We start from the raw sequence: 11,850 nt of genomic DNA on the forward strand, positions 1-11,850 counted from the left end.
CCTCGGCCGCATCAGCACCCCGGCCCGTTCGGGTCCTCGATGCAGGTCTTGTCGACGAGGGCCGTGCGAGCTTCGAGCACCTGCACCTCGTAGCCACCGCTGGTCGCGGTGACGTAGCCCGGCACCGGCCGCCACGTCCCGTTGCCGAAGTCGACGGCTGCCGCGTAGCTCACCGCGACCGCGACGGTGTAGGTGCCGCGCTCACGGTAGACGTGGCTCGTGGTGGTCGGGGAGAACTGCGGCTGCCCGAGCTGCTCCCACGTCGCGCCGCCGGTCGTGTGGACGGCGGTGGTGCCGTCGCCGTGGGTGAACTCGAACGCGACCGGGGTGAAGCGCACGGTCACGTCCCAGTCCAGGACGGTCCCCGGGATCGACTGCACGGATGCCGCAGCCACCAGATTCGCCGGCATCCCCGCGATCCCGAATCCGGTCGGCTGCCCGGTGAGACGTGGCGCTGCGGGCCGGAACGAGGCCAGGTCGGCGAGCGTGACGTCGGGGATCACGACGACGCTGTAGTTGCCGCGGCAGCCCAGCGGGCCGCAGTCTTCGGGTGCGGGAGTCGTGCCGGGCTGTTGCGGTGACTGACGACCGGGGGAGTCCTGTGATGGAGTGGAGGGTGCGTTCGAGCCGGGGTTCGATGAGCCCGCGGAGATGTCGACGGTGGTGCCGGAGTTGGAGACGTCGCACTGCGTCCACGTGCTTGACCCCTGACAACCGGAACTCGCTGGCGCGGCCGCGAGTAACGACCCAACAACGGCCGCAACGGCTATCAGGCGCATCGAGCGTCCTCGATGGCTGTGCTTGAGTCGATCAGCAGTGTAGGGGTCTCTTCCTTGAGCACAAATCTCACCTCGAGCGCGTAGGTGTCCCGTCGATCCGGGCCCACCATCGATTTGCCAGAGCTATCCGTAACCCGTACTTCGCTAACATCGCTGCACACGACGGCCGTGACGGTTGGCTCGTCCTCCGGTTCGACCGTGGCCGCCAGTCCATGGAAGTCCGCCATGACGGTATGGCCGCTCACAGTCCAACCGTCCGCGTGCATTTGTGAAAGCGTCTTGCGTTCGCCCGCATTTGCCTCACCCGTCGTCCAGGCATAGACGCCCTCGAACGTCTCGGGATCGCTGAGATCGACCTCGTTCAACGCCTTCACGTACTCGCGATACGTGGCCTCCGCGGCGGCGAACGCCTCGGCCTCGCTGGCGAACCTCGGCGTCGGGTCGGCATCGGTCGGAGCGGGCGTGCAGCCCGCCAGAGCCACGGCGAGGCCGAGGCCCGCGACGGCGAGGAGTTTCGTCGGCGAGGTCATCGCCCCACGCTAACGAGCCTTCGTCGGACGGGTCGGAGTTATCCACACCCCGGATCCGGCGTTCGGCGGTCTGTCGGACCCGGGAGGAGACGTGCGCGCCGCGACGTCGACGACCCGATCGTCAGCTCGGCGCGACCTGCGTCGTCTCGGTGAGGTTGGCGAGCAGCTGGAGGCGCTCGAGCGTCACCGAGCCGGGTTCGGCGGAGAAGACGATCATCTGAAGGCCCCGATCGGACGCGAAGTCCAGAGCCTGGAAGGTGAGATCGAGATCGCCGACGATCGGGTGATGCACGGACTTCAGGCCGGTGCGGTGCTCTCGCACGTCGTGGGCACCCCAGAGCTTGCGGAACAGATCGCTGCGGGTGGAGAGCTCGCCGATGAGATCGCTGAGCTGACGGTCGTACGGGGACCTTCCGGCCTCTGCGCGGAGGACGGCGACGAGTTGCCGTGTCTGGCCGTCCCACTCGCGGTAGAACGTCTGCGCGCGCGCGTCGAGGAATACGAACCGAGCCGCATTCGCCGGAGGACGCGTGTCATCGAGCATCTCCGAGAACAGGGCACCGCCCAAACGATTGACCGCGACAGCATCCAGGCGGCCGTTCTGCACGAACACGGGAACCGTCGACATCGCGTCGATCGTCTGTCGGATGCTCGGAGTGAGTTGCGTCTTCCTGACGGGGCGGCGCTGGGGGTTGACGCCGGCGTTCGCGGCGCGGATGAGGTCGTTCAGGTGAGCATGCTCGGCGTCGTCGAGCTGGAGTGCGCGGCTGATGCCGTCGACCACCGCCGCCGAGACGCCGATGGCGTTCCCCCGCTCGAGGCGCTTGTAGTATTCGGAGCTCATTCCTGCGACGAGCGCTACTTCCTCGCGGCGCAACCCGGGTACACGGCGCCGTCCGCCGAAATCGGGGAGGCCGACGTCGGCGGGGGTGAGCTTTGCTCGACGCGACGTGAGAAACGCGCCGATCTCGCCTGGGGTGTCCATAGGACCCAAAGTACGCCGATGCCGCGGCCCGACGGGGTCCCCGGTGGGGCACCCATAAGTGGGGCCGCGCTAGATCGCGCGGGTCGGCGTTGACTGGACTCATCAGCCGATACCGCAGAGAAGGACACCCGCATGAAGAACGCACACCTCGGAAGCCTCGAGGTCTCCCGCATCGGTCTCGGAGCGATGACGATGGCCGGCACGTACACGACCGGCGGCGCTCTCGACAACCGCGAGTCGATCCGCACGATCCACCGGGCGCTGGAGCTCGGCGTCAGCCACATCGACACCGCAGAGATCTACGGCCCCTACCTCAGCGAGGAGATCGTCGGCGAAGCGATCCGTGGGCGTCGCGAACACGTCAAGATCGCGACGAAGTTCGGTCTTGTCTCTCACTCCGGAGGCGGCCCGGGCGTCAGGGACAGCAGCGCGGCGAATGTGAAGGCGGCTGTGGAGGGTTCGCTGCGGCGTCTCGGCACTGATCACATCGACCTCTACTACCAGCACCGGGTCGACCCGCACACGCCGATCGAAGAGACGGCCGCTGCCGTCGCCGACTTGATCGCCGAGGGCAAGGTCGTGCACTTCGGTCTCTCCGAAGCATCCGTGCGGACGATCCGTCGCGCGCATGCCGTGCAGCCGGTCACCGCGCTGCAGACGGAGTACTCGCTGTGGACTCGCGATGTCGAAGCGGAGATCCTGCCCGTGCTCCGCGAGCTCGGTATCGGCTTCGTTCCGTACTCGCCGCTCGGACACGGCCTTCTCACCGGACAGGTCCGCTCCGCGGAGGAGCTTCCCGACGACGACTGGCGCAAGACCAACCCGCGCTTCGTGGGAGAGAACTTCGATCGCAACCTCCGCCTCGTCGACGAGGTCCGTGCGATCGGCTCCGAGATCGGCGCGACCCCCGCACAGACGGCTCTCGCGTGGATCCTCACCCGCGGCGATGACATCGCCCCGATCCCCGGCACGCGCCGTGTCGATCGTGTGGAGGAGAACATCGCGGCGGATGCCGTCGAGCTCACCGATGACCAGATCGACCGCCTCACCTCGCTCGAGCCCGCCGCGGGTGCGCGCCACGACGAGGCCAACATGGTCTCGATCGACCGCTGACCGAGCCCGGCGCGGGCCCGCAGGATGCGGCATCCGCTCCTCCCGGAGCACGACGAAGGGCCCCCGGTCTCCCGGGGCCCTTCGCGGTGCTGGAACGACTCAGACGCCGACGCACAGCTCGTACTCGACAGGCATGATTGCAAGTAGTCGCGGGCGATAGAGATCCGCGTGATTCCGCGGGTTTCGCGCCTCAGGTTGATGGACGGTGATTGCGAGGAGTCGAGGCTCTTGCGGACTGGCCGCGGACTGAGCGGTAGTCAGGTGGGAATCACGGCGCCCCACGCTTGGAGGACGAGACCAACCACAGCGAACGCACCTGCCTACACCAGCGCATGCCGAGTCTCGTTCCGCGACTCGGTGTCTTGCTCAGTCCAGCGCTTGTCGTTCTCGCCCCATTTGCCGCGCCATACTCGGGCGAGGCTGAAGAGCGCGAGGCGCAATGCCACGAGTTCCAGTAGTCCACCAGCCAACGCCAACCCTTGAGCGAGAGTCATGTGTGGACACTACTGTTCCTCGCTTCTCCGGGTAACCCCGATTCGGGGCTCGCGCTCAGGCGTCACTGTGGATGAACAGCAGCTGGCACGACCCGCACACGAAGCCCGGCGGGGAGTCGCGCAGCCTGCTCGAAGATCCGCTGGTTCGAGGCGCTACGTCTGGGGACTTCCGCTTCTGGGTGCGTCATGGACGGACGCAATCAGGCGCATCGGACGGTCCGGACGATGAGCCTCGCCGCGCCACGGCGTTGCGCCATACGACCGTGTTTCGGGATCCACCCACACCGTCCCACTCGACGATCACCGCGCGATCATTCCACGCGACAGCGAACGCCTCGAGTCGTTCAGCGCGCTTGTGCGGCCAGTTGACCCACGCCCACACCGCCGGCTCGCTCTGACCGCGCGGCACCCGCTCGAGGCTCTGCGGTCCGTAGGCGGACGAGGGGAGCGTGCATGGCGATGGGGAGGCTTCGCGCATTCGCTCGTCGTTCAGGCGGTCGTAATGCGCCTCGTAGCGCTTGTTCTTCGTCACCCCAGCCGGATCCCCGTTCCCGGCCTAGGCGATCAGGATAGGGCGGGGGTGCCGACAGTGTCGGGCGCGCGGCCTTTTGCCAGGCGTCCTCTGTAACCTGTGATTGTTCCAACTCGTGAACCACTCTCTGGGGGAACTGTTCCTTTGCGTATTCGTGCGCGCCTGGCCATGGTGGCCGGCGCTTCTATTGTCCTGTCCACGCTCGTCGCGGTGACTCCCGCGCAGGCTGCAACCATCACGCCGGGTGATTCCACCACGGTCGCAGCGTTGCTCGATGATCTGCGCGTTGAGGCGCCGGTGTCGGTGACGTACAACCGTGATCTGTTCTTCGAGGGTCAGGATCTTGACTCGGACGGTTGCCGCACTCGTCAAGAGGTTCTGCTCGAGGAGACTCTGGTTCCGGCGACGGTTACCGGGACGTGCACGGTCACGACGGGCGAGTGGTTCTCGTACTACGACGGTGTGACGCACACCGAGTCGACTGCGCTTGAGATGGATCACCTCGTCGCGATGAAGGAGACCTGGGTTTCCGGTGCATACGCGTGGACCGAAGCACAGCGCACCGCCTATTCGAACGAGACCGACTACCCGGCCACACTCGTCATGGTCACCGCGGCGGTGAACACGGCGAAGTCGGACAAGGATCCGTCCGCGTGGCTCCCGCCGTTGAGCTCGGCACGTTGCCAGTACGTCACCGACTGGGTGACGGTGAAGTGGCGCTGGAACCTCGCCGTGAACTCGACCGAGAAGACCGCGATCCAGAACGTGCTCGCGGGCTGCGGGACGCTCGCCGTGGCTGCGCCTCTCGCACCGGTCGTTGGCACGCCTGCTGATCCCGGCACCGGCGGCGAAACCGTCATCGCGCCCTTCCCTGGCGGGACCACGCGCCTCGCCGGTGCGAGCAGGTACGAGACCGCGATTCAGGTGTCACAGCGGTACGCGCCCGGCGTTCCTGCCGTCTTCGTCGCGACCGGCACCAACTTCCCTGACGCGCTCTCCGCTGCAGCTGCTGCAGCGCTCGTCGGTGGCCCGCTGCTCCTGACGACGCCGACGTCGCTGCCGTCCGTGGTGCTGCAGGAGATCCAGCGCCTCGCACCGCAGAACATCTACGTCATCGGCGGCACCGGTGCCGTGTCCGATTCCGTGAAGAACGTGCTCGCCACGATCGCGCCCACCGAGCGTTTCGCCGGTGCTAACCGGTACACGACCGGGCAGAGCATCGTGTCGTCCATCTTCCCGTCGTCCAGCACGGTGTTCCTGGCTACCGGCGCATCGTTCCCCGATGCCCTCGCGGCCACAGGTGCGGCTGGCGCGCGCAGTGCTCCAGTTCTGCTTGTGAAGGGCACCGCCGGAACGCTCGACGCCGACGCTCTCGCCTCGCTGTCCAACCTTGGCGCGACCAACGTGGTGATCGCAGGCGGCACCGGTGTCGTGTCCAACGGCATCCAGTCGCAGCTGAACAACCTCGGATACAACGTGTCCCGCTTCGGCGGCGCGTCACGCTACGACACCGCTGCTCTGATCAACAGTGCGTTCTTCCCGTCCGGATCCTCGAGCACCATGTTCCTCGCGACCGGCACGAACTTCCCCGACGCGCTCGCTGGCGCGGCCATGGCTGGACGAATCGGCGCACCGTTGTACGTCACCACGGCGGCGTGCACGCCCGAAGGCGTCCACAACTCGGTCGCCAGCCTCAACGCGTCCAACCTCATCGTCATGGGAGGCGCTGCTGTCGTCAGCGACGCAGCCGCCTCGAACACCGGATGCCTCACCGTGGGCACCCCGTCGATCAGCGGCAACCCGCGCGTCACATCCACGCTGACCGCGAACGAGGGCAACTGGACCAATGGCACATCGTTCGCCTATCGCTGGTACGCAAACGGCACCGCGATCTCTGGCGCATCGGGCAAGTACCTCGCTGTCTCCGCCGGCATGGCTGGCAAGAAGATCAGCGTCAAGGTGACCGGCTCGAAGACTGGTTGGCTTACTGCGGCGAAGACCTCGAGTGCGACTGCTGCTGTCGGCTATCCGTCACGGACGGCGCCCGCCGACTCTTGGAACTGCCCGTCCTGGGCACCGATCAAGGGCAATCAGAGCTCGTCGGGTGAGTGGATCTACCACATGCCCTATGGACAGTTCTATGACGCGACGAACCCCGAGGACTGCTTCCGCACCGAGGCTGCCGCGGTCGCTGCGGGATATCGGAAGTCGAAGCGGTAGCACGCTGAACCGAGACCACGGGCGACAGGCGGAAGTGCACCTGCGGCGCATTGTCGACAGTTTCGGTGTCTACGAGCTCGGCGCCGTGCGACCCTCCGATGTGCGCGCATGGATGAGCGAGTTGAACGCTGAAGGGCTGGCCGCATCAACCCGGTACGCCTTGCACGCTCGCCTGAAGCACATCCTCGACGACGCCGCCCACGACGGACTCATAGTCCGGAACCCTGTCGGACGTCGCACGAGCCCCGGGTGTCGGGAAGCAACGTCCCTACGTGGCGACCACGGCGCAGATCTGGGCGCTGCATGACGCGATGCCGGAAGGGATGCGCCCCAGTGTGCTCCTTGGCGCGTTCGCGGGTCTGCGGGTAGCGGAACTGGTCGCACTCCGCACGAGTGACGTTGACTTCAGGCGCGGCAGCATCTCCCCAGCGATCCAGACCCGCTCGAGTCACTGAAGACGGACATGAGCCGCACGCCAGTTCCGATCCCGCCGGACCTCGCGCTCGAGCTCGCGCGGGTGCCGCAGGCGTACAAGTCGCCGACGCTGATTTTGTCGGTGTCTTCGGGCGTCCGGTCGCGCCCTACACGTTCGAAACGGCATTCCGTCGAGCGCGAGGGACCGTTGGCGGTTTGCCTGAAGGGTTCCGCGTTCACGACCTGCGGCATTACTTCGCGTCGCTGCTGATCGCGTCAGGGCTCGACGTGAAGACCGTACAGACACGCCTCCGCCACTCGTCGGCGAAGACCACCCTCGACACCTACGGGCACATCTGGCCAGACCGTGACGACTCGACGCGCGCCGCGGTGTCCGAAGCGTTCGCCACGCGGCCTCTCGCCGTGGGGGAGTAGGCCTCTTGCCGCACGAGAAGAGCCCCGCCGCGTTGTACGATGGGGCTCTTCTGCTGTGCTGGAACAGGATTCTTGCGGACTGTCTGCGGACTGAGCGGCCTTGATAGGCCATTCTGCCGCGTGATTCCGCGACTCTTGGCTAGACGCCGAAGTACAGCTCGTACTCGAACGGGTGAGGACGCGCCGCGATCGGCTTGATCTCGTTCTCGATCTTGTACTCGATCCAGGTCTCGATCAGCTCGGGCGTGAACACGCCGCCGGCCAGCAGGAACTCGTGGTCGGCCGCGAGGGCGTCGAGCGAGTCGAGCAGCGAGTTCGGCACCTGGGGGATGTTCTTGGCCTCCTCGGGCGGGAGCTCATAGAGGTCCTTGTCGACGGGCTCGTGCGGCTCGATGCGGTTCTTGATGCCGTCGAGGCCGGCCATCAGCTGCGCCGCGAAGGCGAGGTACGGGTTGCCCGAGGCATCCGGCGCGCGGAACTCGATGCGCTTGGCCTTGGGGTTGGAGCCCGTGATCGGGATGCGGATGGCCGCCGATCGGTTTCCGGCCGAGTAGACCAGGTTGACGGGAGCCTCGTAGCCCTTGACCAGTCGCTTGTACGAGTTGATCGTCGGGTTGGTGAACGCCAGCACGGCCGGCGCGTGGGCCAGCAGGCCGCCGATGTACCAGCGGGCGGTGTCGGACAGGCCGCCGTAGCCCTTCTCGTCGTAGAAGAGGGGCTTGCCGTCGAGCCACAGCGACTGGTGCGTGTGCATGCCCGAGCCGTTGTCACCGAAGAGGGGCTTCGGCATGAAGGTCGCCGTCTTGCCCCACTGGTCAGCCGTGTTCTTGACGATGTACTTGAACTTCAGGATGTCGTCGGCCGCGTGCACCATGGTGTCGAAGCGGTAGTTGATCTCCTGCTGACCACCGGTGCCGACCTCGTGGTGCGAGCGCTCGAGGATAAAACCGGCCTCGATGAGCTTCAGCGTGATGTCGTCGCGCAGGTCGGCCGTCTTGTCGACCGGGCTGACCGGGAAGTAACCGCCCTTGTACGGGGTCTTGTTGGCGAGGTTTCCGCCCTCTTCCTCGCGACCGGAGTTCCAGGCGCCCTCTTCGGAGTCCACGCTGTAGAAGCTCGAGTTCTGCTTCACCTCGAAGCGCACGTCGTCGAAGATGTAGAACTCGGCCTCGGGGGCGAAGAACGCGGTGTCGGCGATGCCGGTGGAGGCGAGGTACTTCTCTGCCTTCTTCGCGACCTGACGCGGGTCCTTCGAGTAGATCTCGCCGTTGCGCGGGTTGTAGATGTCGAAGACCATCACGAGGGTCTTCGCCTCGCGGAACTGGTCGAGGTACCCCGTCGACACGTCGGGGATGAGCTGCATGTCGGACTCGTGGATGTTCGCGAACCCGCGGATCGAGGAGCCGTCGAACAGCTGGCCGACCGTGAAGAACTCTTCGTCGACGGTCGAGGCCGGGATGTTGAAGTGCTGCTGAACACCAGGAAGATCCGTGAAACGGATGTCGAGGAACTTGACGTCCTCGTCCTTGATGAACTTGAGCACCTCGGATGAATCTTTGAACATGAAGGCTCCAGAGGTAGGGCGTCGGGAACTGCCGCACGCGTGCGCGCTTGTGTGGCACGGTACCCGGGAGGCATTGCCCGGCAGTGACACCATTGTTTCGGGGATGTTACATGCGCCTGGTTACGCTGGAACAGTGACTGAGAGCGCCTACAGCTACCCCGGCGAACGCCTCGGACTCCCGCGAGAGGGATCCGGATCGATCGGACGACTGGGGCGCCGGATCGGGGCGCTGTTCCTCGACTACGGCGCCGCGTATCTGATCTCGGGCTTCTTCGGGTGGGATCCGCTGGCGATCCTCGCGATCTTCGCGGCGATCCAGGTGGTGTTCATCCCGACCCTGCAGGGGAGCCCCGGGCACCGCATCTTCGGCCTGCGCGTCGTGCGCATCGACGGTGCCTGGGTGGGACTCTGGCGCCCGATCGTCCGAACGCTGCTGCTGATCGTGGTCATCCCCGCAGTGATCTGGGACTCCGACCAGCGCGGCCTTCACGACAAGGCCGCCGGCACGATTCTCCTGCGCGCCTGACACCGGCACCACGGATCTCGATACGGGCGCTGCGCGGCCTACTCGATCTCTCGTCGAAGCGACTCGACAAGGCAGCCGGGACGATTCTCCTGCGCGCCTGACGACGCGTCAGCGCGGTCGCGGCGCGCGGACCTTCGTCGGATCGATCCCCTTCGGGATCGGCATCGACGAGAGCGACTGGGAAACCGACTCGATGCGCTTGATGACCGCGGCCATCGTGGAGCGGTCGATCTTGTTCGGCAGCGACTTGATCGAGGACGAGAGCTTCGAGATCGGCACCTCGCCCTCGCCGTGGCCGATGTAGAAGACGGTGACCGGCACGCCCGACGCGACGCGCTGCACCTTGGAGCGTTCGTCGTTGACCAGGCGCGTGAGTCGCCCGCGGGCGCCTTCGCCGACGATGACGACGCCACCGCGACCGACCGCGCGGTAGACCGCCTCCTGCGTCTTCGGGTTGACGCCCACCGGCATGTCGGCGGCCTGCCACTTGCGGCCGAGCGACGTCGACAGGACGTGACCGGCGGCGCCCGGCATCCCATCGATCTTCTTGTACATGGCGTTCGTCGAGAGACGCGTCATGAGCATGAGTCCGCCGAGCACGCCGAGCATGAGGCCGGTGATGCCCCAGAGGATCATGCTCCAGATCGCGACCGGCGGGATGAAGAACCCGATGCCGACACCCACGGCGATGCCGAGCAGCACGATGCCGACGAGCATCCACGGCAGCCAGGGGAACGCCTGCTGCGTGAAGGTGTAGAGGGAGCGGATCTGCGAGAAGAAACCGGGGCGCTTCTCGGGTGCGGAACTGCGGGCGGCCATGGGGTCCAGCCTACCTTTCCGCGGGTGCGTCCAACGGCTCCTCCCCAGGACGTTCGCCGCAGGCGATCCTCACCGCATGTGCTCTCCCCGGCGAGGCGGCCGCTGCAGTCGCGGAGGGTGGGCCTGTGACTCGCCTCGAAGACCGCCTGACGTCGCCGTTCCGTGCCGTCCGGCCGATCGCGGCGCCAGGAGACGGCCCGTGGCCGGGCATGCTCACCAGCCTGCCGTCGGGCGAGCGCGGGGTGCTCGTCGATGCCGAGATGCTCGGACACGACTGGGGAGGGTGGCGGGCCGAGCCCGACGGGCACGTGCTCGGCCCCCTCGACATCGTTCGGATCCCGGGCGGTCACGAGGTGATCCTCCCGGTGTGCCCCGAGTCGCTCGAGGCGTTCATCACCCGAAGGCAGGCGTCGGCCGTCCCGCTCGCACGGGGCGAGGCAGTGACGATCGGGGTGAGCCTTCTGCGCGGAGGAACCGAGCTCCTCGAGCGCGAGGGGGTCGCAGGGCAATGGTGGCTCACCGACGCGGGGCGGCCGGTCTTCGCGACGGATGCCGCAGCCCCGCCCGTCCGCGACGACACCCTCATGGTGCTCGAAGCGCTCGCGCGCGCCGTGCCGCATCCGAGGGCATGGGACGACGCGACTGCCGCGGTCGCGGCGCTGCGCGTGTCCGCGGCAGAACTGGACCGCGCGGAGCTGGGTCTGTTCGCCATCGCGGATCCGATCCCGCTCGGCCTCGGCCCCAGCGTGGCCCGTGCCGAGACGCTGCCGGCGGTGCGTGGTGATCAGGTCGGTGCGGTGGTCCGTGAGTCGCCTCGCGGGCTGTGGGAGTCACTCGCCCGTCATGTCGACGCGGACGTCGCCGACCTCTTCTCCCGCGCGACGACGTCGGTGTGGCGCCGGGCGCGCGGTGCACGGAGCGAGCGCCGCCGTGCACCACTGATCCTCGGTGCCGGGATCGCCGCAGCCGTGCTGTGCGTGGGTCTGATGTGGCCGGACGGGGAGGGGAGCGTGGCCACTGCGGGGGGCGCGGGACCCACGGCGGCGACGACGCCGACCGCGCTTCCCCGCGTGGCTGCGTCGGCGGATGAGGAGACCGCGGACGCACGACCGGATGCCGGCACGGAAGCCGGGTCCGGCTCGCTCCCGGCCGCAGATCTGGAGGCCGTCGCGGCAGTTCTGCTCGAGCGACTCGACGACTGCGACGAGGACGGCGATTGCCTCGCCGAGATCGCGATGGACGGAGCCGCGCGTCTGCAGGGGGCGGCAGTCTCCGCCGAACGGCGAGTGCTCGTGCTGCTCGATGACTTCGGTGGGATCGCCGTGCTGCGTGTGGACGACTCGGCGAAGGAGATGCCGTCCCAGCTTGTCGTGATCGCGCTCAGAGACGGCGAATGGCTGCTGCGCGATGTCCAGGACGCCGCGCAGCAGCCATGATGA

The 11,850-nt window shown here is 67.1% G+C and carries 10 protein-coding genes; 5 read left to right on the forward strand and 5 right to left on the reverse strand.

What is annotated here, in order from left to right:
* Positions 1-11: 11 nt before the first annotated feature.
* From ASD93_RS05415 to ASD93_RS05425, 3 genes are all read right to left on the reverse strand, one after another.
* Entirely contained in the window at positions 12-503 is a 492-nt protein-coding gene (locus tag ASD93_RS05415; RefSeq protein ID WP_056119816.1) for a hypothetical protein, read from the reverse strand.
* A gap of 266 nt (positions 504-769) precedes the next feature.
* Complete coding sequence (locus tag ASD93_RS05420) at positions 770-1,309, reverse strand: hypothetical protein (RefSeq protein ID WP_056119819.1); 540 nt, start codon at positions 1,307-1,309, stop codon at positions 770-772.
* A gap of 121 nt (positions 1,310-1,430) precedes the next feature.
* Positions 1,431-2,294 (reverse strand): helix-turn-helix transcriptional regulator, encoded by an 864-nt coding sequence (locus ASD93_RS05425; protein WP_056119822.1) that lies wholly within the window; start codon positions 2,292-2,294, stop codon positions 1,431-1,433.
* A gap of 132 nt (positions 2,295-2,426) precedes the next feature.
* On the opposite strand from ASD93_RS05425, the gene ASD93_RS05430 reads away from it, so the two are divergent.
* The 3 genes from ASD93_RS05430 to ASD93_RS15695 all read left to right on the forward strand — a co-directional run bounded on the left by ASD93_RS05430 (position 2,427) and on the right by ASD93_RS15695 (position 7,502).
* Positions 2,427-3,407: an aldo/keto reductase gene (locus ASD93_RS05430; RefSeq protein ID WP_056119825.1), complete on the forward strand. Its 981-nt coding sequence runs from the start codon at positions 2,427-2,429 to the stop codon at positions 3,405-3,407.
* Positions 3,408-4,643: 1,236 nt separating this feature from the next.
* A complete protein-coding gene (locus ASD93_RS05440; protein ID WP_056119831.1) occupies positions 4,644-6,653 on the forward strand; it encodes a cell wall-binding repeat-containing protein in 2,010 nt (669 codons plus the stop codon).
* A 393-nt stretch (positions 6,654-7,046) separates the two neighbouring features.
* A complete protein-coding gene (locus ASD93_RS15695; protein WP_082569196.1) occupies positions 7,047-7,502 on the forward strand; it encodes a tyrosine-type recombinase/integrase in 456 nt (151 codons plus the stop codon).
* Between the two features lie 139 nt (positions 7,503-7,641).
* On the opposite strand, the gene glnA is transcribed toward ASD93_RS15695, so the two are convergent.
* Positions 7,642-9,066: a type I glutamate--ammonia ligase gene (gene glnA / locus ASD93_RS05455; RefSeq protein ID WP_056119840.1), complete on the reverse strand. Its 1,425-nt coding sequence runs from the start codon at positions 9,064-9,066 to the stop codon at positions 7,642-7,644.
* A gap of 103 nt (positions 9,067-9,169) precedes the next feature.
* Between glnA and ASD93_RS05460 the strand changes: the two genes are divergently transcribed.
* Complete coding sequence (locus tag ASD93_RS05460) at positions 9,170-9,592, forward strand: RDD family protein (RefSeq protein ID WP_056119843.1); 423 nt, start codon at positions 9,170-9,172, stop codon at positions 9,590-9,592.
* A 108-nt stretch (positions 9,593-9,700) separates the two neighbouring features.
* Here ASD93_RS05460 and ASD93_RS05465 read toward each other — a convergent pair whose 3' ends face one another.
* Positions 9,701-10,411, reverse strand: coding sequence for a DUF4191 family protein (locus ASD93_RS05465; RefSeq protein WP_056119846.1), 711 nt, complete (start codon positions 10,409-10,411; stop codon positions 9,701-9,703).
* Between the two features lie 125 nt (positions 10,412-10,536).
* Between ASD93_RS05465 and ASD93_RS05470 the strand changes: the two genes are divergently transcribed.
* Complete coding sequence (locus tag ASD93_RS05470; RefSeq protein ID WP_056119849.1) at positions 10,537-11,847, forward strand: hypothetical protein; 1,311 nt, start codon at positions 10,537-10,539, stop codon at positions 11,845-11,847.
* Positions 11,848-11,850: the final 3 nt, after the last annotated feature.

The organism is Microbacterium sp. Root180, assembly GCF_001428485.1.
GTDB lineage: Bacteria > Actinomycetota > Actinomycetes > Actinomycetales > Microbacteriaceae > Microbacterium.